The 21,339-nt window shown below is 33.0% G+C and carries 22 protein-coding genes; 7 read left to right on the top strand and 15 right to left on the bottom strand.

Annotated elements, in window-relative coordinates:
* The first annotated feature begins 81 nt into the window (after nt 1-81).
* Genes DCO46_RS13405 through DCO46_RS13415 form a run of 3 tightly spaced genes read left to right on the top strand, consistent with a single transcriptional unit; the run spans nt 82 to nt 3,074 of the window.
* Nucleotides 82-558, top strand: coding sequence for a hypothetical protein (locus DCO46_RS13405; protein WP_116753024.1), 477 nt, complete (start codon nt 82-84; stop codon nt 556-558).
* A 40-nt stretch (nt 559-598) separates the two neighbouring features.
* Nucleotides 599-2,335 carry a tetratricopeptide repeat-containing sensor histidine kinase gene (locus DCO46_RS13410; RefSeq protein ID WP_116753061.1) on the top strand — a complete coding sequence of 579 codons (1,737 nt, stop codon included), beginning with the start codon at nt 599-601 and terminating at the stop codon, nt 2,333-2,335.
* Nucleotides 2,328-3,074 carry a LytR/AlgR family response regulator transcription factor gene (locus DCO46_RS13415; RefSeq protein WP_116753025.1) on the top strand — a complete coding sequence of 249 codons (747 nt, stop codon included), beginning with the start codon at nt 2,328-2,330 and terminating at the stop codon, nt 3,072-3,074. The genes DCO46_RS13410 and DCO46_RS13415 overlap by 8 nt, the downstream gene beginning before the upstream one ends.
* Nucleotides 3,075-3,101: 27 nt before the next feature.
* Here DCO46_RS13415 and rluF read toward each other — a convergent pair whose 3' ends face one another.
* The 3 genes from rluF to DCO46_RS13430 form a co-directional block, all read right to left on the bottom strand.
* Nucleotides 3,102-3,914, bottom strand: a complete 813-nt coding sequence (gene rluF, locus DCO46_RS13420; RefSeq protein WP_116753026.1) for a 23S rRNA pseudouridine(2604) synthase RluF — start codon at nt 3,912-3,914, stop codon at nt 3,102-3,104.
* A 188-nt stretch (nt 3,915-4,102) separates the two neighbouring features.
* A complete protein-coding gene (locus DCO46_RS13425) occupies nt 4,103-4,447 on the bottom strand; it encodes an antibiotic biosynthesis monooxygenase family protein (protein WP_116753027.1) in 345 nt (114 codons plus the stop codon).
* A 15-nt stretch (nt 4,448-4,462) separates the two neighbouring features.
* A complete protein-coding gene (locus DCO46_RS13430) occupies nt 4,463-5,614 on the bottom strand; it encodes a cytochrome P450 (protein ID WP_116753028.1) in 1,152 nt (383 codons plus the stop codon).
* 76 nt (nt 5,615-5,690) lie between these two features.
* Between DCO46_RS13430 and DCO46_RS13435 the strand changes: the two genes are divergently transcribed.
* The gene (locus DCO46_RS13435) at nt 5,691-6,368 is read left to right on the top strand and encodes an ArsR/SmtB family transcription factor (protein WP_116753029.1); all 678 of its coding nucleotides are present in this window, start codon (nt 5,691-5,693) and stop codon (nt 6,366-6,368) included.
* A 132-nt stretch (nt 6,369-6,500) separates the two neighbouring features.
* Here DCO46_RS13435 and DCO46_RS13440 read toward each other — a convergent pair whose 3' ends face one another.
* The 3 genes from DCO46_RS13440 to DCO46_RS13450 all read right to left on the bottom strand — a co-directional run bounded on the left by DCO46_RS13440 (nt 6,501) and on the right by DCO46_RS13450 (nt 9,411).
* Nucleotides 6,501-7,352 (bottom strand): alpha/beta fold hydrolase, encoded by an 852-nt coding sequence (locus tag DCO46_RS13440; protein WP_116753030.1) that lies wholly within the window; start codon nt 7,350-7,352, stop codon nt 6,501-6,503.
* Between the two features lie 181 nt (nt 7,353-7,533).
* Nucleotides 7,534-8,313, bottom strand: coding sequence for a zinc ribbon domain-containing protein (locus DCO46_RS13445; RefSeq protein WP_116753031.1), 780 nt, complete (start codon nt 8,311-8,313; stop codon nt 7,534-7,536).
* A 3-nt stretch (nt 8,314-8,316) separates the two neighbouring features.
* Complete coding sequence (locus tag DCO46_RS13450) at nt 8,317-9,411, bottom strand: Nif3-like dinuclear metal center hexameric protein (RefSeq protein ID WP_116753032.1); 1,095 nt, start codon at nt 9,409-9,411, stop codon at nt 8,317-8,319.
* A 93-nt stretch (nt 9,412-9,504) separates the two neighbouring features.
* Between DCO46_RS13450 and lpxK the strand changes: the two genes are divergently transcribed.
* The gene (lpxK, locus tag DCO46_RS13455; protein WP_116753033.1) at nt 9,505-10,527 is read left to right on the top strand and encodes a tetraacyldisaccharide 4'-kinase; all 1,023 of its coding nucleotides are present in this window, start codon (nt 9,505-9,507) and stop codon (nt 10,525-10,527) included.
* On the opposite strand, the gene DCO46_RS13460 is transcribed toward lpxK, so the two are convergent.
* From DCO46_RS13460 to lipA, 3 genes are all read right to left on the bottom strand, one after another.
* Nucleotides 10,524-12,704 carry an ATP-binding protein gene (locus DCO46_RS13460; RefSeq protein ID WP_116753034.1) on the bottom strand — a complete coding sequence of 727 codons (2,181 nt, stop codon included), beginning with the start codon at nt 12,702-12,704 and terminating at the stop codon, nt 10,524-10,526. The two genes, lpxK and DCO46_RS13460, sit on opposite strands and share 4 nt — an antisense overlap.
* A gap of 26 nt (nt 12,705-12,730) precedes the next feature.
* The gene (gene gap, locus DCO46_RS13465; RefSeq protein WP_116753035.1) at nt 12,731-13,729 is read right to left on the bottom strand and encodes a type I glyceraldehyde-3-phosphate dehydrogenase; all 999 of its coding nucleotides are present in this window, start codon (nt 13,727-13,729) and stop codon (nt 12,731-12,733) included.
* 66 nt (nt 13,730-13,795) lie between these two features.
* Nucleotides 13,796-14,662, bottom strand: a complete 867-nt coding sequence (gene lipA / locus DCO46_RS13470) for a lipoyl synthase (RefSeq protein WP_116753036.1) — start codon at nt 14,660-14,662, stop codon at nt 13,796-13,798.
* Nucleotides 14,663-14,960: 298 nt separating this feature from the next.
* Between lipA and DCO46_RS13475 the strand changes: the two genes are divergently transcribed.
* Nucleotides 14,961-15,809 carry a M48 family metalloprotease gene (locus tag DCO46_RS13475; protein WP_116753037.1) on the top strand — a complete coding sequence of 283 codons (849 nt, stop codon included), beginning with the start codon at nt 14,961-14,963 and terminating at the stop codon, nt 15,807-15,809.
* 200 nt (nt 15,810-16,009) lie between these two features.
* Entirely contained in the window at nt 16,010-16,876 is an 867-nt protein-coding gene (locus tag DCO46_RS13480) for a M48 family metalloprotease (protein WP_116753038.1), read from the top strand.
* 61 nt (nt 16,877-16,937) lie between these two features.
* Here the strand turns inward: DCO46_RS13480 and DCO46_RS13485 are convergent, their stop codons facing one another.
* From DCO46_RS13485 to DCO46_RS13510, 6 genes are all read right to left on the bottom strand, one after another.
* Complete coding sequence (locus DCO46_RS13485; protein WP_116753039.1) at nt 16,938-17,318, bottom strand: PH domain-containing protein; 381 nt, start codon at nt 17,316-17,318, stop codon at nt 16,938-16,940.
* 130 nt (nt 17,319-17,448) lie between these two features.
* Nucleotides 17,449-18,276 (bottom strand): energy transducer TonB, encoded by an 828-nt coding sequence (locus DCO46_RS13490; RefSeq protein WP_116753040.1) that lies wholly within the window; start codon nt 18,274-18,276, stop codon nt 17,449-17,451.
* Between the two features lie 161 nt (nt 18,277-18,437).
* A complete protein-coding gene (locus DCO46_RS13495; protein ID WP_116753041.1) occupies nt 18,438-18,989 on the bottom strand; it encodes an RNA polymerase sigma factor in 552 nt (183 codons plus the stop codon).
* The gene (locus DCO46_RS13500) at nt 18,980-20,086 is read right to left on the bottom strand and encodes a glycosyltransferase (RefSeq protein ID WP_116753042.1); all 1,107 of its coding nucleotides are present in this window, start codon (nt 20,084-20,086) and stop codon (nt 18,980-18,982) included. Before DCO46_RS13500 ends, DCO46_RS13495 begins: the two co-directional genes overlap by 10 nt.
* An 84-nt stretch (nt 20,087-20,170) precedes the next feature.
* Nucleotides 20,171-20,785, bottom strand: coding sequence for an FMN-binding negative transcriptional regulator (locus DCO46_RS13505; RefSeq protein ID WP_116753043.1), 615 nt, complete (start codon nt 20,783-20,785; stop codon nt 20,171-20,173).
* Between the two features lie 30 nt (nt 20,786-20,815).
* Complete coding sequence (locus tag DCO46_RS13510) at nt 20,816-21,322, bottom strand: hypothetical protein (RefSeq protein WP_116753044.1); 507 nt, start codon at nt 21,320-21,322, stop codon at nt 20,816-20,818.
* Between the last annotated feature and the right edge of the window lie 17 nt (nt 21,323-21,339).

Raw genomic sequence — 21,339 nt, forward strand, 5'->3', positions numbered from 1 at the left:
ATTCCCTATTTTATATTTTATAAGCAGGATATTGCTTAAAAACATGAATACTATTAATATTTAACCCAAAAACAAATACCCATGACAAAAACTACCCTTGAATCAATTATTGTTCCTATTACTCCTCCAGGAACAGATATTACACCAGAACAAGCTGCTCAATCAATAGGAGGAGTAACCTTTCAACAAACAAAATCGGTAGAGATTTTATCTCCTTATGTAGAAGCATATTATAATGCTAAAGAGAATAATCTAACTATAAATGCTATTGTCTATGTTGATAATAAAATTATCACTGCAAATAATGGAGTACTGAAATATTCTGTTGTTCAAAATACGTATATAGATATGGATGGGCATGCTCAATTACAATTTTTTATTGTTTATGATATGCCTGAAGAATTATCAGGAGATTTGTCTATTTATGAGATAATTTTTGATGCCAGCCCAAAGTTATTTATTGGAGGACTTTCAAATTTGAAAACAATTCAAACTTTTCTGTGGGATATAGATCCTGAAACTTCGAGAGGAACTGAGACTACAGTTTTGCATAATTAAAGATTTAATAGTGTTAATTCGATTGAAATATGAAACAATAATGAGTAAGATTATTTTTTTGTTCATTTTTATATCACTAATTTTTCCTTGTGTTCTTTTTGCTCAACAAAAAAATGATGGATTAGTAAGCTCTGAAATTAAGAAAAAAGCGATTGAATTTGATAAAGAAATTTATTTCAAAAAAGCTCAGGAATTTTTTTTAGAAGGAAATTGGGATTCTACATTAGTGTACTCAATGAAACAACTCAATAGAACTGGTGCTGTTAAATTAAATGATTATTGCCATTATTTTAGAGCCGTAAGTTTTTTTCGAAAAAACCTTCTTAATGAAGCTAAGCGGGAATTTAAATTGATTTCAAAAAAATTAATCTTTAATTATAAAGTAAAGTTCTCTTTAGGAGAGATTGCCTTAGAACAGAAAGAATTTATACAAGCTTTAGAATATTTTGAACAAGTTCAGAAACTTCCAAATACGGTAAATTATGATTTTAAACGAAGTTATTTTTTACATAATATTGGTATATGTTATCTACATCTAGAAAAATTTGAAAAAGCTGAAGAATATTTGACAAAAACGTCCGAATTACATGAAATTGAAAAAGATACTTTATTACTTATAACGTCTTTTATGGATATTGCCAATTTGTATTACATACAATATAAAGACAGCCAGGCAATACCATATTTTGAGAAAGCGTATAATTTATCTAAAAAAGTAAAATCATTTGAGTTAAAAAAAACTGCTGCCAAGAACATGGCAGCAGTTGAAGAAAACAGGAAAAATTTTCAGGCTGCATTGGTTTACAGAAAAGAATATGAAACCTGGAAAGATTCCTTAAACGATCAAAATAAAGTCTGGGCAATTGCAGATTTGGAAAAGAAATTTGCTGTAAAAGAAAAACAAAAAGAAGTAAATATTCTGGCGGCAGAAAACAAAGTAAAAGCAGCCGAAAGAAATGGATTTCTGGCTTCGTCAGTTTTGTTGTTAGTTTTGTTTGGAACGGGAGTTTATTTTTACAGGCAAAAAGTTAAAAACAGTAAAATAATTTTAGAGCAAAAGAACGAACTCGACGAGCTTAATGCGACAAAAGACAAGTTGTTTTCTATTGTAAGCCATGATTTGCGATCTTCTGTAAACGCCTTAAAAACAAGTAACTGTAAATTGCTGGAAAACCTGGAAAACAAAAACTTTTCAGAACTAGATGTTTTGCTTCATAACAACAGTACAATTGCCAATGGTGCTTATAATCTACTGGATAATCTGCTTAACTGGGCTTTGTTACAAACCAAACAGGCTTATTTTTATCAGGAATCATTGCATCTTGCTTCGATTGTGCAACATGTTGAATACAATTACAAGCCTTTAATGCTGAATAAAAATATCAATTTTAAAAATGATGTAAGCGGTTCAGACTATGTATTTGCCGATATGGATTCGCTCAAAATAGTGATTCGTAATTTTCTGGATAATGCAATTAAATTCTCCAGTGAAAATGGTTCTATTTCTATTTATTCAAGACCTTCTTCAGAAGATTTTTGTTATTTGGTAATAGAAGATACCGGATTGGGAATGAACAAATCAACAAGGGAAGAATTGCTGAAAGAAACTGTCCTGCTTTCTAAAAAGAAAAACGACGACATAATAGGTACCGGTTTAGGAATGCAGTTATGTAAAAACATGATCAATAAAAACGGAGGAAAACTCGAAATTGAAAGTGAAGAAAATGTGGGAACTAAAATAATTATTGCATTACCAAAGTTTAAAAATAATGGATAATATAAATGTCCTCATTATCGAGGACACCCCTGCGGAAAGTGATGCTCTTGTAAAAGTGCTTGCGGAAAACAATTACACTATTGTAGGTGTTGCCCCGACTTACAGCGAAGCATTGAAAATGTTCTATAGTAATACTGTTGATATTGTGGTGATTGATGTTTTTCTGGACGGAAATCCAGACGGAATAACTTTTGCAGAAACGATAAACATTGTTCCGAATGGCGTAAAACCATTTGTATTTTTGACCAGTTCAAAAGACCGTCAGATTTTTGAAAGGGCAAAGCTTACAAAACCATTTAGTTTTTTGATGAAACCTTTTAATGAGCTTGAAATCTTATATGCGCTCGAAATGGCGGTAGAAAAGTTTTACGGACAACCAAATGTTTTTCATAGCGAAGATCAAAATACGATCATAAGCGATGATTCTCTTTTTATAAAAAAGAATAAGGCTCTGAAGAAAGTACGGTTTGAAGATATTGTATTTATTGAAGTTGAAGACCGCTATTGCAACGTCATAACCGAAACGGATAAATTTGTAATCCTGATATCGCTGACTAAAATTATTCAGTTATTAGACCCGGCAAAATTTTTCCAGACGCATCGAAATTATATCGTAAATGCAAGCAAAATCGAAGAAATCATTGTCAATGATAATCTGGTTATTTTAAAAGGAAAACATAAAGTAACCTTAAGCGATAAGTACAAAGATTTCGTGAAAAACTTCAGAGTATTGAAGTAAATATTTTTATAAAAGAAAAGGAGATTATTAATAATCTCCTTTCTTTTTAAATCTTGGATCGTGTTTTGAAATAAACTCTGTCCTGCGTTTTGGTACTTCTGTTTTTGGTAAACTCGCTTCTTCTGTTTTACTCGATGGTTCAATCAGCTGATTTAATTCTTTTATTTCAGCATCGGTTAAATCCCGGTAACGTCCAACAGGAATATCCAATGAGATATTGATAATACGAATACGTTTTAAGGCAGTAACATCATAACCCAGATATTCGCACATTCTACGGATTTGGCGGTTAAGGCCCTGCGTCAGAATGATTTTGAAAGTGGTTTTGCTAATTTGCTCTACTTTACATTTTCGGGTCACCGTATCTAATATCGGGACACCGTTTCCCATTCTTTGTATAAAACGCTCCGTAATAGGTTTATTGACTGTTACGGTATATTCTTTTTCGTGATTATTTCTTGCACGCAAAATCTTATTCACGATATCGCCATCATTGGTCATAAAAATTAAACCTTCACTGGCTTTATCCAGTCTTCCAATCGGGAAAATACGTTTCGGGTAATTGATATAATCAACAATATTATTTCTAACCTCTAAGTTGGTCGTACATTCTATTCCAACCGGTTTGTTGAAAGCCAGATACACCAGTTTTTCGTGCTTCTCCACAATCAGTTTTCCGTCTATGCGTACTTCATCATTTGTAGAAACTTTTGTCCCCATTTCAGGTACAACACCATTTATTGTTACACGTCCTTCCTCGATAAGTTTATCGGCTTCGCGACGGGAACAATAACCGGTTTCTCCAATAAATTTATTAAGACGTTTTAAATTCTCTTCCATACTGCAAAAGTAGGCAAAAGTTTAGACTTTTAGATTTCTTAAACTTTTAGATTTTATTTTCAAATTTTAATTTTTTTACAATTTTAAAAACCTTTTTAGTTTTAATCTCAGAACCTTAGTGCCTTAGTAACTTAGCTCCTCAAAAGAACCTTTGTCCCTTTGTTCCTCTGCAACTTTGAACCTTATTCTTAAGAATGAAATTTAAAACTATCTTCCGGAGCTTCTTTTCTTTCAAACATTCCATAATCACGAACTACGGTTGCAATTCTTAAATGATAATCTTTAAAAACCTCATTTCTGCCTTTTGCCTGAGCATAACGATGCATTTCAAGATTTCGCCATTCCTGAATACTTTCCTCATCCCGCCAAAAAGAAAGAGACAAAACCTTTTCAGGATCATTAAAACTCTGGAATCTTTCTATAGAAATAAACCCTTCAATAGCATCTAATTCAGGTCTTAATTTTGCTGCAATATCAAGATATTCTTCTTTTTTTCCTTTGTTTGGAATGACTTCAAAAATTACTGCTATCATTTTTTTTAATTTAAATTATAAAATTGAAATCCAGACTGCTTTCGGTAATCTGGCATTTATCATGGGTTCGTATTCTGTTTTATTTCCTAAAAAGGAAACGTTGTAATGGGTAAATAAATAATATAAAGCCTCTGTTGCCAAATGAACAGAAAAATATTTCGCCAGACACATATGTCCGCCAATTCCAAAAGTCAGGTGTCCATTATTATTTTCTCTTTCAATATCAAAAGTCATGGCATTTTTAAACTGATCAGTATCACGATTTGCAGCGGCAAGATTAACTAAAATTAAGTCATCTTTTTTGATTGTAATCCCGTTTAGTTCAATGTTTTCAACAGCAATTCGCCTGGTATTATGAATTGGCGGATCAAATCGTAATGTTTCAGTAACCATTTTCTGTATGAATATTTTATCAGTTTGATTTTGAAAGTTATTTTTTATTGAAAAAAACTGCAATAACGAATTGCTCAAAAGCCCTCTCCCGGCATCATAACTTTGAATAAGTAACCCGATTAAATTGCTGACACAGACCGACATTACTTCTTCTTGTGAAAGGGTGTAAGATAAAGAGATCTTATGCAATAAATTTTCATAAAAAGGTAGTTTTAAAATGTTTTCTTCGGTCATTACATAAATTTTCTCCGAAAGATCATTAAGCATTTCAGTCTCTTCAGCTGTTTTTTCAGGCTTCATTATTTTTAAAAGCAGTGCTATATTTTGAATAATAAAATGGCAGTCCTCTTCTTCAAAATCAAAACTTTTTAAAATCGTCAGAACAGGTAGTTTTTTACAAACAGAATCCACCCAGTCTATTTGATTTAAGGGAAAATCCTTTCTTAATAATTCTTTCATTATGGCATCAATCCCAATAATTTTCATATTAGAGAAAAGAACCATAGCGGTTTCTTTTGCAATTGTATGCCGGATACCATCTGATAACCGGGCGAGATTAGTAATGATTTTTAATACAAATGGGTTGAGGTTATTATTTGGAGGAAATGCCGGGATATGTGCATTTTCGTTTTTTAATATGGTAACACAAAACTCATAAGAATAAACGGCCCAGATTTTATTTGTCTGATCCCAGTAAACAGGATTTTCTTCTGCCATTTTCTGATAAAATGCATACGGATTTTCAATTTCTGATTGTAGAAATAAAGATGACATGGTGTATTGTTTTTAGCAAAGTTATTTAACTTTACAACACAATACTTAAGTTTGGATTTAACTATGAATACATAAAATGGAAGATCAGTTTGTAAAAATAGCGTCATTAATCGGAGATCCGACCCGCGCAGTAATTATGTGGACATTACTCGACGGAAAAGCGTTTACAGCAACAGAACTTGCTATAGGAGCTAATACTTCTCCTCAAAATATCAGCATGCATCTGGCCAAACTTTTAGACGCAGGTTTGCTTTGTGTAGAAAAACAGGGACGTCACAAATATTATAGATTTTCTAATAAAGAAACAGCCTATGCGATAGAGGCAATGGCAAGCCTGATTCCGCCGGCAGCACCCCAGAAAAAGACTTCTGAAAAACATTCATCAATAAAACACTGCAGAACCTGTTACGATCATTTGGCCGGAAAAATCGGTGTGGCTGTAGCCGAAAGCCTTTTAGAACAAAAAATTATTCTCGATTTGGATAATAAATTCGAAGTAAGCCATGAAGGTACAAAGTGGTTTTCTGATTTTGGAATTAATCTCGATGAAATAAAAAAACAAAGACGTTTATTCCTGAAACCATGCTTAGACTGGAGCGAAAGAAAAAATCATATTGCAGGTTCGCTCGGAGCCTCTTTGCTCAATAAAATGATTGCAGACGATTGGTTAAGAAGAACTAAAGATTCAAGAGCAATACAAATTACTGGGAAAGGAGAAAAAGAACTTTTAAAGCATTTCAAAATTGTTGTTTAGTTTTTTTGAATTTTCCAGTATGATTTTTCATTCTAAGGAACGAAAAATCATACTGGAAATTCCATATATAGTATTTTGCAATTTTACGTAAAAACCTCTGAACCTTTGTTACTCTGTACCTTTGAACCTCTTTTAAGAAGAAAAAAGAAACTCAAATACCTTGTCGTACAATTCATCATCATGCATGCCATGTCCTAAACCTTTTGTTTCAATGAAATGACTGTTTTTCCAGTTGCTGTGGATTTTTTTTCCTTCTTCAAAAGCAACTATTTTGTCTGAAGTATCGTGCGCAATTAAACCTGAAACATTAAATACTGAAGCAAATTTTTGACCCGAAAAATCTTCGAGTTTAAAATTGAACCGATCCATGAATTTGCTTTCTAAAAGTGAAAACATTCTGGTGTTCAGGCTCAGCATTGCAATATAATTGTCAATTAAAGTTTTTAAATCCGAAGGAGCTCCCAAAATCACCATTTTGTTGATGCTGGTATTCGGAAATAAATACTGATGATATACAGATGCGGCACCGCCGATAGAATGCCCGATAATAATAGTTGGCTGGTATTTTTCTACTGCTTTATTTATAAATTCTGCATAAAGCGGCACATTAAATTCTTTTCCGCTGCTTTGACCGTGCGCAGGAGCATCGATGGCGATAATAGTACTTCCTGATTTTTGGAGATGTGGTAAAGTTTTTTTCCAGCGGGAAGCATTACTTTCCCATCCGTGTACAAGAAGGATTTTAGTTTCATTTCCTTTCCAGATATAGGTTTGAAAATGATGTTCGTTATGATGAAACGTTTCTGTTTCGGTATCTCTTAATATTTTGGGTAATTTTTCTTTATTCAGTCTTCCGATTCGTGGCTGGCTAAAAAGTGCATAAGAAAGTTCAACGGCTTTTTGCGGGCGAACATAACTAAGGAAATTAATGTATGATCCGACCGATTTTAATGTAATAAAACGAATTCCTTTTTTGATTCCCAAAATAAGTAGTTTAATAAATAAATATTCGAAAACCGATCTAAAAGAGATTTGCCACGAACGACACAAATTTAGCACGAATTTTTATTCCATTTAGAAACAAATTAAAAATTAGTGAAAATTGGAGAAATTCGTGGCAAAAAATATTTAGCAAAAAAAAGTCCCGATTAAATCGGGACTCGTATTAGAATTTAGAGAACAATTGTTCCATTTTTTCTTTTTCTTCTTCAGCTAATGCGCTGTCAACCAAAATTCTTCCAGAGTGCTCATCAGTGATGATTTTCTTTCTAGAAGCAATCTCAACCTGAGTTTGTGGCGGGATAGTGAAGAATGATCCTGCAGATGCTCCTCTTTCGATAGATACAACAGCCAGACCATTACGTACACTGCTTCTGATTCTGTTGTAAGCAGCTAATAATCTTTCTTCTATTAGACCAGAAAATTCAGCAGATTTCTCAGATAAGAAAATTTCTTCTTTTTGAGTTTCAGCCATAATAGCGTCTAATTCAGATTTTTTATGTTTTAAATGTGAACTTTTAGCGTCAAGTTTTTCTTTTAAATTAGAAATAACTTCTTTTTTATGTTCGATAGAAGCTTTCATTTCTTTGATTTGCTTTTCAGCTAATTGAATTTCTAATTCCTGAAATTCAACCTCTTTAGTCAAAGAATTAAATTCTCTGTTATTACGAACTGATTCTTGTTGTTTAGTGTATTTTTTGATCACTTCTTTATGCTCCTCAATCGCATTTTTCTTTGCTTTGATTTGCTCCTCAATTACTTCAAGTTCACTTTTCAGCTTCTCTGAACGTGTGCTTAAGCCCGCAACTTCATCTTCTAAATCTTCTACCTCTAAAGGAAGTTCTCCTCTAACGTTTCTGATTTCGTCAATTCTAGAGTCAATAAGCTGTAAATCATATATTGCTCTTAACTTGTCCTCAACACTTAATTCTTTCGTATTCGTCATATTCTATAAGTACTTAACTGGATTTGTATTTTCTTCCGATAAAATGATGGCAAAATTAAGGATTTTTTTTCGAAGATAATCAACAATATAATTTTTTGTATAGCGTTCGCTCTCAAAATGACCAATATCTGCCAAAAGTAACTTATTTTCAGCCTCATAAAACTGATGGTACTTCAAATCAGCTGTCAAAAAAGCATCTGCGCCCGCCTGAATTGCATTTTTTATGGCAAAACTTCCGGAACCTCCCAAAACAGCTACTTTTTTTATTTTTTTTCCTGTAAAAGCAGAATGGCGAATTCCGTCAGCAATCATCTTTTCTTTTACAAAAAACAAAAAGTCTTTTTCATCCATTTCAGTTTCAAATTCTCCAACCATTCCCAGGCCAATATTCTGATGAGAATTTTGTAAATTATAAATTTCATAAGCTACTTCTTCATAAATATGATTTGCAAAAAGGGCTTTTAAAATTCCGGACTGCAAGTGTTTTTCAAACGTAACCTCAATTTTTATTTCTTCTGTTTCTGTAAGTTCGTGACGTTCTCCGATTACAGGATTGCTTTCGTCATTTCCTTTATATGTACCGGTTCCGTTGGAATTAAAGCTGCAGTTGTCATAATTCCCAATTGTTCCCGCTCCGGCATCAAACAACGCCTGACGTACTTTTTGAGCATTTTCAGGAACAGTATAAGTAATTAATTTTTGGATAAAATTCTGTTTCGGAATTAAAACTTTAGTATTTGTTAATGCTAAAGCATCACAGAAAATTTTATTTACACCCTGCGAATGATTGTCAAGAGAAGTATGAACTGCATAAATTGCAATGTCATTTTTAATTGCCTTCAGAATCGCCCTTTCTACATAATTCTTGCCCGTAATTTTTTTAATTCCTGAAAATAAAATAGGATGAAAACAAACAACTAAATTGCAATTTTTCGTGATAGCTTCTTGGATAACATTTTCTAATGCATCGTGGCAAACTAAAACTCCTGTACTTTCGGTTTCAGTATTACCCACTAAAAGTCCTACATTGTCAAAATCTTCGGCATAGGCCAGTGGCGACATTTCTTCGAGGACTGTTAATATATCTTTTATTTTCATTTTGTTTTGTTTCAAGTTTTAGGTTTCAAGTTTTATGATTGCTTGATGATGAAACCTTAAACAAATTAACGAAAAAAATTATACTTTCGTAAAATGAATCTACTTCGAAAATTACTTTTCCCGTTCGCTATTTTGTACGGATTTATTACTTCAATCAGAAATTTTCTTTTTGATAAAGATATACTTAAATCAACTTCATTTGATATTCCGGTAATTGCTGTTGGAAATCTAAGCGTTGGCGGAACAGGAAAAACGCCTCAAATAGAATACTTAATCCGATTTTTATCTGAAAAATATAAAGTTGCTACTTTAAGCCGTGGTTATAAACGCAAATCAGAAGGCTTTGTTTTGGCAAACGAAACTTCAAATGCTGAAATTTTAGGCGATGAGCCTTTTCAGTTTTATCAAAAATTTCCAAATATTCACGTTGCTGTTGATGCTGACAGAACAAACGGTATTGCACAATTACTAACGCAGAAAGTAAAACCGGAGATTATTTTACTTGATGATGCTTATCAGCACCGAAAAGTAAAAGCCGGATTTTATATTTTGCTTACTTCTTATGGTGATTTGTATGCCGACGATTTTATGTTGCCTACAGGAAATCTTCGCGAAAGCAGGAGCGGAGCAGATCGGGCAAATATTGTTATTGTGACCAAATGTCCGAGAGATTTATCTGTTGAAAAACAAGATGAAATCAATATTAAGCTGAATCTAAACCCTTCACAACAAGTCTTTTTTACTTTTATAGATTATGATGATTCTATTTATGGAAAAGAAGAAATAATTACTGTAAGCAACATTAAAAATGAATCAAAACTGCTTTTGGCCGGAATTGCAAAACCAACACCTTTTTTTGATTATTTAAAAAATGAAAAAGATGAATGCCTTACCTTTCCTGATCACCATCATTTTTCAGATTCAGATTTAGAAACGATTCAGAATAAAGCAAAGGACAAAAAAATCATTACGACAGAAAAAGATTATGTTCGCCTGAAAGAATCAAAATTGGTTTCGCAATTGTATTATTTGCCCATAAAAAGTACATTTATCAACAAAAGGCAGGATTTTGATACAGCCATTTTAGAATATATCAGGAGCGAGGGAGAAGCTTAATCACTTATTAACTCGAAAAACTGGGCTATAGTGCTGTAAAATTCATCAGGAACAAATGGTTTTGTAATAACATCGTTCATTCCGAAAGAAAGCAGCATGTCACGGTTCTCGTCAAGCGAAATAGCCGTCAGTGCGATAATGGGAGTTGTTTTATCAAATTCCCTGATTTGTTTTGTCGCTGTTGTGCCATTAATTCCCGGAAGGTGTACATCCATCAGGATCATATCGAATTTTTTTACTTTCAGAAGCTCGATTGCATCTTCGCCATTTTCCAGTATTTCGCACTTTATAGCTTTATTTTCAAGCATTTTTCGGGTAATCATCTGATTGATTTTGTTGTCTTCAATCAATAAAATAGATTTATGCTTTAGATGTTTATAGTTATGTGTTTTTAGTTCTTCTATGTTTTCCAATGGTTCTTTACTTATATGAAAATTTAATCTGAAGGTAAAAGTAGATCCTTTACCAACCTCGCTTTTTAATTTTATTTCGCCTCCCAAAAGTTCAATCAGTTTTTTTACGATAGTGAGTCCTAAGCCCGTTCCGCCATATTTTCGGTTGACTTCTATAGATCCCTGCGAAAAACTTTCAAAAACAGTTTGAAGTTTGTCTTCGGGAATACCAATTCCTGTATCTACAATTTCAAAATAAACGTTCGCAGTATCTTCATCAATAGCATATAATTTTGCTATGACGTTTACATGCCCGTTTTGGGTAAATTTTAAGGCATTGTTTATTAAATTGAGAATAATCTGGGATAATTTGGTAGGATCACCAATTAGATTATCCGGAATTCCTTCATCGATTTCAAGGTTGAAATAATTTTTATTAGCAGTGGCTAATTCTTTTAAGGAACTCTGAATGTTGAATAACAACTTTTTAAGATCGAAACAAATATTCTCGACTTCTACTTTTGTAGAATCAATTTTATTTATTTCGAGTATTTCATTGATAAAAGTAGTGAGGTAATTTCCAGAGAATTTTAAAGATTCTAAATATTTTAACTGAGTTTTTTTAGGACTGTCTTCGAGTAGTAAATGTGTGATTCCGTTAATAGCATTTAAAGGCGTCCGGAGCTCATGGCTTACGGTTGATAAAAATTCTGATCTTGCTTTTGAGGCTTTTTCAGCTTTGTTTTTGGCTAAAATCAATTCTTTGTTTTTTTCTCTTAAAAGTAAATTATTCTGATTCCGGATAATATTGTTTTTATATAAAGCCAGACTTAAAAGGGATAAAATAGATATCAAGGCAATTGCAAGGATACTCACCAGTTTAGAATAACGATATGTTTTTAGCTGAATTTTTTCTTCGCTTTCTTTTTTGAGGGTATTATTTAAAGACTGGTTTCTTTTGAATTTCTCGAACTCATTTAAATCCAGTTTTGCATTTTTTATTTTTAAAATATAATTTTCAATCTGGTAATGTTCATCAAGATAAGAATAAGCAAGATCAAAGTTTCTGTTCTTTTTATAATATTGACTTATAGCCAGGATGATTTTTGATTTCTGTGCTAAATCGTTGATTTTTGAATTGCTTTCTAACGCATTATCAAAGTAAATAATGGCAGAATCATTTTGTTTAAGCTGGGTTTCGATTAATCCAAGCTGATAATAAGCATTTGTTTTTGTTTTTAAAACCGAAAGGTCATCTGGTTTTCTGACTATTTTCTGGAAAGTTTTTATAGCCTGAGGAAAGTTTTTTCCAGCCTTAAAAGCCATACCTTTTTGATAGCTCAGGATTTCAGAACTATCAATGATATTCAATTGTTTAAGAAGATTGTTGGATTTTTTGTAATAGACTTCAGCAGCTTTTTGATTGCCTTTTGAGGTGTTAATTATGCCTATGTAATGCAACGCCAGAGCTTTTGTCGGAGTTGGTTTTATTTTATCAAATAAGGAAACACTTTTATGAAAGTTTTTTAGGGCATATTCGTAATTCCGCTGTTTGTAATAGATTTTGCCAAGCTTAAAAGTCTGGTTGGCTAATTGTTCAGCTTCATGATTAACAGTAGAAAAATCAATAGATTTCTGTGTAAAAAAAATAGCGTTACCGTAGTTTTTATTCTTAAGATTTTGGTTTGCTAATTTGTTATAATAGAAAATGCTATCTGTACTCTGGCTGGCTTGAGAATACAAAAACGAATTAAAAATACTTATCAGAATTAAAAGGTGTTTCATGTATCGCTATGCTTCTTACAATGAATCTATGTTTTTTTCATCAGTAAGATCAAATCGATTAATCGGGATGAATAGCCAATTTCGTTGTCGTACCAACCCACAACTTTTACCATTTTATCTATTACGGAAGTAAGTTGTGCATCAAAAAGACACGAATTTGTATTGCCAATTATATCAACCGAAACGATTGGATCTTCTGTGTAATCTAATATTCCTTTTAAACTTGTATTTGAGGCGTTTTCAAAAGCGGAGTTGATTTCTTCGATAGTGACGGCACGTTTTACATTAAACGTGATATCGGTTAATGAACCATCCGGAACAGGTACTCGAATTCCACAACCTCCTATTTTTTCATGCAATTTAGGAAAAATTTTTGTTAATGCCTTAGCTGCACCTGTAGTTGTTGGAACAATTGACTGACTAGCGCCCCTCGCACGGCGTAAATCCTTATGTGGCTGGTCATGAAGACTCTGGTCAGTAGTGTAAGAATGTATTGTTGTAATGTATGCCTGCTCAATTCCACACAATTCATCGATGATTTTAATCATCGGAGCTGCATTATTTGTGGTACAACTTGCATTCGAAACTATTGTTTCAGTTCCGTCCAGAATATTGTCATTTACTCCAAGAACAACTGTTTTTATAGTGTCAACTTCAGAAGGAGCCGAAAGGATTACCTTTTTTGCGCCAACTTCAATATGTGCATTTAATTCTTCGTGCGTTTTGTATTTGCCTGTTGATTCGATCACAAAATCGATAGAATGTTTTTTCCAGTCTAAATTTGAAATATTTTTTTCGTGAAAAAATAAATAATGTTTTCCGTCTACAATAATACTTTCTTCGTCATGACTTACTTTAAAAGGTAAAACACCATGGATACTGTCGTATTTTATCAAATGCGACATTGTTTTGTTATCTGCAATATCATTTATTGCAACGACTTCAATTTCAGGATGATTTAAAAGTAAACGGAATAAATTCCTTCCAATTCTTCCAAAACCATTAATGGCAATTCGTGTTTTCAATGCTTAATTAATTCATTAAACCATTTATTCATTTAATTGTTTCAATCAATCAAACGAACAAACTTTTTATAAAATATGTTTTTGTGCTTTGTATGAAGAACGAACCAGTGGTCCGCTTTCTACATGACGGAAACCTAAATCAAGACCAAATTTCTCGTATCGGGCAAATTGTTCAGGAGTTATAAATTCTTTGACCGGTAAATGTTTTTTACTTGGCTGAAGGTATTGACCAATGGTAACCACATCAACATTTGCATTACGTAAATCTGTCATAGTCTGAAAAACTTCTTCTTCAGTTTCTCCAAGACCCAGCATAATTCCGGATTTGGTTCTGTTAATTCCTTTTTCTTTTAAATAACGCAATACTTCAAGGCTGCGATCGTATTTTGCCTGAATACGTACTTCACGTGTCAGACGACGAACAGTTTCCATGTTATGAGAAACCACTTCAGGGTTTGCTTCAACAATTCTGTCCAGATTTCTTTCAATTCCCTGAAAATCCGGAATTAATGTTTCAAGAGTTGTGTTTGGGTTCATTCTTCGGATTGCCTTTACCGTTTCAATCCATATAATAGAACCACCATCTTTTAAATCATCTCTGTCAACACTTGTAATTACGGCGTGTTTGATATTCATGATTTTTATAGAACGGGCTACTTTTTCAGGTTCGTCCCAATCTACCGTTTCCGGTCTTCCGGTTTTTACACCGCAAAATCCGCATGAACGGGTACAAATATTTCCAAGAATCATAAAAGTTGCTGTTCCTTCTCCCCAGCATTCTCCCATATTTGGGCAACTTCCTGAAGTACAAATGGTATTTAAGCTGTATTTATCTACTAAACCACGAAGTTCAGTATATTTTTGTCCAATCGGAAGTTTTACTTTTAACCATTTAGGTTTTCCGGTTGGTATATTTTCAATGACTGTTTCCATATATCAAAATTCAAAGTACAAAGATACGGAATGTAGTTTATTTGAAGATGTTAATTTGCTTTTCGTTTGCTTTTAGTGTCTTCGATTATTTAAGATTATTAAACTTAAAAGGTTAATGGTTTGTTTCAAAGTATATTATAAGCATGTTTTTTTAATTCTTTGTTCAAAATTCTACAGTATAACCTGCTTTTTCTGTAATTCTGAATTCTGTCTTAATCTATTACTAATTTGACTCATTGAGATCATGTAAAATTTATCCTGTAGTAATTTTGGTGTTAATTTAATTACTTTAAAAAACATGAAAAAGAGATTTATTGTATTAGGGATTCTATTAACAGCTTTTGGTTTCACTCAAATGAATGCACAAATACTTTCAGATAAAACAATGGGGGCATTGGGTAAAGGAATTGCAGGATTTACTTTTAGTGATGCAGATGCAGCAGCTTTGGCTAAAGAATCAATCGATCAACTGGATGCAAATAATCCTGTTGCCGGGCCAATAGATGGTTATACTATTCGATTAAATCGTTTATTTGGAAAATATACTTCCAGTGAAGGAGTTAATTTAAATTATAAAGTTTATCTGGTAAAAGATATCAATGCCTTTGCATCGGCAGATGGTAGTGTTCGTGTGTTTGCAGGCTTAATGGATATTATGGATGATAATGAATTGCTGGCTGTTATTGGACATGAAATTGGCCATGTCGTTAATCATGACACAAGAGATGCAATTAAAGCAGCCTATAAAAAAGAAGCATTACTGGATGCAGCAGCATCACAATCCGGAAAAATTGAAACTTTGACAACCTCTCAATTAGGAAAATTGGGAAGCGCTATGATTGATAGCAAGCACAGTAGAAAACAGGAATCTGAGGCAGATTTATACTCATATAATTTTATGAAAAAATATGGCTATGATGTTAATGCGGTAGAGTCAGCTTTTAGAATTCTACAGAATTTAAGTGAAGGAGCAGAGTCCTCTTTCCTTACTAAAATGGCGAGTTCACATCCTGATTCTGGAAAAAGAGCCGATGATGCTAAGAAACGAGCAGTGAAAGATGGTTTATATAACCCTTATGTACAACAGAAAATTGTTAACACGGCTCCTTCAAAAACAAAGGCTAAAAAAGCAACAAAAAAGAAATAATATTTTTTTTTAATAATTAAGCCCGGTATACTCTGCAGAGTATACCGGGCTTTTTAATTGATTATTATATGGTAACAATTACAAGATGTTACAGAACTCTGTTAATTGTATATCTGTATTTGTTGAAAAAACAAGTTTTGTGTGAAATGAAATAGCACTTTGTTATATTACATTTGTTATAAAATTGTAATAAAAAAAATATGAGAAAGAAATTTATAATATTAGGAGTTTTGCTAGCGACTTTTGGTTTTACTAAAATGAATGCACAGATAAATTTTGGAGAAAAGGCTTTGGGAGCTGTACAGAAAGGGGTTGCGGCTTTTACTTTAAGCAACGCTGATGCTGCTGCATTATCAAAAGAAGCTGTGCGAAAATTAGATTCAGCTAATCAGGTAGCGGGACCTAACGACGGTTATGCTTTAAGATTAAACAGGGTTTTTGGAAAACATACAGCGGGTGAAGGGTATACTTTGAATTATAAAGTATACAAATTAAAAGAAGTAAATGCATTTGCAACTGCGGATGGAAGCGTTCGTGTATATTCCGGTTTGATGGATATCATGGATGATAATGAATTACTAGCAGTTATTGGGCATGAAATTGGTCACGTTGCCAATAATGATTCAAGAGATGCCATGCGTGCAGCATACCAAAAAGAAGCATTAATTGACGGAGCGTCTTCACAGTCAGCTAAAATAAGTGCTGTAACAGACAGTCAGTTAGGTAAAATTGGAAGCGCTTTGATCGATAGTAAACATAGCCGTAAACAAGAAACAGAAGCAGATTTGTTTTCATACGATTTTCTGAAAAAAAATGGCTACAATGTAAATGCTGAAGAATCTGCCTTTAGAATTTTAGCAAAAATGAGTGAAGGTGCCGAAGCTTCATTCATTGATCAAATGATGAGTTCTCACCCGGATTCTAAGAAAAGAGCTGATGATGCTAAAAAAAGAGCAGAAACGGATGGTTTATACAAGGCTTATGTACAGCAAAAAATTGTAAATACTGTTCCTGCTAAAACTACGGTTAAGAAGACTACAACTAAAAAGACAACAAAAAAGAAATAAAAATTTCTGATTGTTTTGTAAATAAAAACCCGACACTTTTAATAGTGCCGGGTTTGTTTTTTTATCCTAAGACGTGATGTGCCAGTACCTTTTGTACATCATATACATTTACCGATTTAGTAAATTGTTTTACAACACTAGGCTGTAATTCGCTGGAAACCCAAATTTTTAATTCAGCCTCCAGATCAAAAGTTCCCGCAGTTTCAACACTGAATCTTGTAATGCTTTTGTAAGCAATTGATTTGTATTCGGTTTTGCTTCCTGTAAGGCCTTGTACATCAACTAAAATTAATCTTTTATTGGTGAAGATAAAAGTATCACGAATTAGTTTAAAACCCATTTCGATTTCTTCATTGTCGATTAAAAGCTGCCCGTATTTTTTAAGTAAATCTTCCTGGCTCACAGATCCTGCGTTACCAAGCATTGCTGAAAATATTCCCATTGTTTCTGAGTTTAATTAAACTGTTTAATTGTAAAAATAGAAATATTTTACAGTTTTAGATATAAGAAAAAAGTTTAATTAATGTTAATTGCATAAAAAAAGCAGAACCTAAATTCTGCTTTTTGCTTTTTTATTCTGCTTCCGTTTTTATTGTAATAGGAAGATTATATGCGGTTCTAACCGGTTTTCCGTCAATAATTCCCGGAGACCATTTGGTTTTTAGTGATTTTAAAACTCTGATAGCTTCTTTTCCCATTCCGAAACCAGGATCATTTTTCACAATGATATCTGTTATTGATCCGTCTTTTTCAATTACAAAAGATACATAAACTCTTAAAGTTCTTTCAGCATCCAATTCAGGTCTTGTAAAGTTGTTCCCTACATAAGTATAAAATTTGCTCATTCCACCTGGAAATTCCGGCATTTTATCTAATTCTGTAATCAGAACAGGTTCATTTGTTCTTGGGACAACTGCAGATCCGTCTCCGCCGCCACCGCCAGTTGTTGGTAGAGCATTTACAACTGTACCTGTTCCAGGAGTTACATTGTCAACGACAGGCGTATTGTCTGTGTTGTGTGCAATGTTTTGCGTAGCATCTTCTGGTCTTGAAACTATCGGATCTACTAACTGTGATGATTCTGTAACAGGAGTCGCAGCACTTGGTTGTTGGGTAGGGGGCGCAATAGGTTCGTCATGAGGCATAACAATAGGATCCATGTCAACAGGTGTAATAGTGGGATCAAAAGGATCGACGGCTACTGTTGGAGGTGATACTTTAAGTTTGCTAATCAGCACCGAGATTGTACCTATGGCTGTTAATAATAACAGTCCCATAAATAACGCTGTTATTGAATTTTTAGAACTTTCCTGGCGTAGCTGATACGCTCCATATTCTTTGTTTTTGTTTTCGAAAACAAGATCGGTCCACTTGGTTTCATAGATGCTTAGTTTAGACATAGTTAATTGGATTTTAAGGTTAAGTAAACATTAAATCATAAGCAACAAAATTTTAGTTTTGATAGACAATAAAAACAAAAGAACATTTTAAGGATTAGGGAATAATCATTTTTTTAAGAAAAAATACATGGATATTTTATTCTTTATCTAAAGATAATAAATTATCTATTACGTTCGATAATTTCTGCTAATAATTTTTTAGCGCGTAGTAGTTTTACTTTTACATTGCTCAAAGGCTCATCAATCTTAAGTGCGATTTCCTGATAACTCATTTCCTGAAAGTATCTTAACTGGATTACTTCCTGATAATGCGGTTTTAATTCTTTGATGCATTGCAGTAAACGGGATAGGTTTTGCTCCTTGATAAGGGCATCTTCTGCAGAAGGGGTAGTGTCAGCAATATTATATGCCTGCTGATCTTCGCTATCGGTAATTTCTATAAAAAGACTGGTTTTCTTTTTACGTAATAAATCAATATAAACGTTTTTCGCTATTGCGATAAGCCACGTGTTAAACTGAAATTCAGGGTTATAAGAAGCGATTTTGTCAAACGCTTTCGAGAAGGTTTCAATAGTGATGTCTTCAGCAGTAGTTTCGTTTTCTGTGCGTTTCAGCATAAAACTGTACACTTCATTCCAATAAAAATCAAGCAAAAAAGTAAAGGCGATCTGATCGCCTTTTTTTGCTTTTTCTATTTTAGAATTTATTTCCAATGTACAGGTTTTGAAAAGATATTAGTTATAAAGATATTAATTTGTGTGAATATAAGCATGATTTCTACGACAGGAAACCATATTTTTAGGTCTCTTTCTTTTAATTTTCCAGCCGAGAACCCAACTACAATCCATGCAATTGTGTATCGTGTTGCCAATAAAGCCAATACAGCAATCCATTGAAATTGTAAGGCCAGTAAAAGAATAACTAATAAAAAGAAAAATAATTGTGAGGTATAGAACAGACCTAACTGAATTTTATCAAAAACTTTATAATAATTTGCCGTAGCAACATGTCTTCTTTTCTGTGAGAACCATTCTCTGTAGGTCTTTTTAGGTTTTGAGTAAGTAAAGCTTTCAGGATTAAAAGCAATAGTAGTATTGCTTTTGTTTGCGGCCTGGTTTACAAATAAATCGTCATCGCCCGAACGAACCTGTATGTGCTCAATAAAACCATTTACATTAAAAAATTCGTCTTTTTTATAGGCCAAATTTCTGCCAACTCCCATATAAGGAAGTCCTGCTTTTGCCCATGAAAAATATTGAATTGCAGTTAAAAGCGTTTCAAATCGTATAACCTTATTTAATAATGAACGCTCTACTTTTTCGTAACCGCCGTAACCTAAAACAATAGTTTTCTCCTCAGAAAACTGAGAGGTCATTGCAGTAATCCAGTCTTTTGATACCGGATAGCAATCTGCATCGGTAAATAAAAGATAGTCTTTTTTTGCCGCTTTGATTCCTAATGTTAAAGCATATTTTTTGTTGCCCCAAAAAGCTTCGTTATTTTCTACTTTTACTAAACGTATGTTAGGATATTGCTTTTCAAATTCTTCAAAAACTTCAAGCGTTTCATCACTTGATGCATCATCAATTAAAACAATTTCAAAATCAGGATAATTTTGTTCGGCTAATAACGGAATGTATTTTTTAACGTTGTCTTCTTCATTTTTTGCACAAACAATTACAGAAACAGGAATGTTTTTCGGACTGATGTTTTGAGGTTTACCGAAAGCGAATTTTCCGAAAATACCCAGATAATAAGAAAGTTGAAGGACAACAACGGCAATAAAAAAGTAAAAAATGAATGTAAGCATCTGATTTTAATGTCTTTTAATTTCTGAATCTTGCGAGTGCAAATGTACTTATGAATTCCTAATTTTCAATGTCTCAAATCAAATTTACTTTCGGCATTTGGACATTTCTTTTGCAACAGCAATAGATTGAGGGTTTTCGGTCCTTTCTAATTGCAAAATTATATTCTTATAATTATAATCATCACGATTTTGGGATAATTTTTTTGTAGCCTGAATCTCATTTATTTCAATTTCAAAACCAAAAATACCTTTGGCTTCCCGCATTGTTTTTGCTGATAAATCTTCAACACGGACAGGGTTTTCTGAATGGGCTTCATATTTATCTACTAATTTTTTTAATTGATCGACAGAAGTTTCATAATCCACAATCTTGATTTTTCCGTAAACATGTACGGCTATATAATTCCATGTTGGTACATTTTCATGGTCATACCAGGAAGAAGAAATGTAACTGTGTGGTCCTGAAAAAACAGCCAAAACCTGATCGTCTTGTCTGAATCCATCCGCTTGTGGATTTAACTTTGAGATATGTCCCTGCAAAATTTCCTTCCCCTCAGCATTAATTTCAAGTTCTATCGGAATATGTGTTGCACATAATTTTCCGTTGGTCTGATTGATTAAGAGCCCAAAACTGTTTTCTTTTAAGAAAGCTCTGATTGATTCAGGATCTTCGTTTTTATATAAATCAGGTGTGTACATTTTGTGAGTTTTTAAAAGAGATACATTCAATTAAATTTCAGTGGTATTTTGAGATTTAAGTAATTTAGGATGAACACTTAAATATATAGCAATCAATCCAATTAAAGTAAAAATAATCCCTTCAATTAAACATTGTGTAGCAAAATCATCAGAAATCGCCGTCCTCACAGGACGAAACAATTGTGACACAACTTCTTTTCTGAAGAATTTAAACCTCAAAAGGACATACAAAATTATAGCAACCAAAAGACTGTTTAGAGAGGAGAGTTTATTTTTCCAATTAAGAAAAGAAACTAGAATAATTCCAATTATTAGTCCGAAGAATATCCATATATATACATTTGGCCAAAAATTAAAAACAGCATCTTTTGTGGGAAACAATCTATACCAGTCCTCCGGTTTTTGACCCTGAAAATGCTTTCTGGCACAAATAACCTTTTCGGCTACAGAAAAAAACCTAAGCTGCAGAATACCATTGATCAGGAAAATCATTCCGAAAATCTGAATAAATGCAACCTTGATATTTAGTTTTTTCATTAAAAATTTTAATTAGT

This window comes from Flavobacterium sp. HTF (assembly GCF_003105115.1).
Lineage (GTDB): Bacteria > Bacteroidota > Bacteroidia > Flavobacteriales > Flavobacteriaceae > Flavobacterium.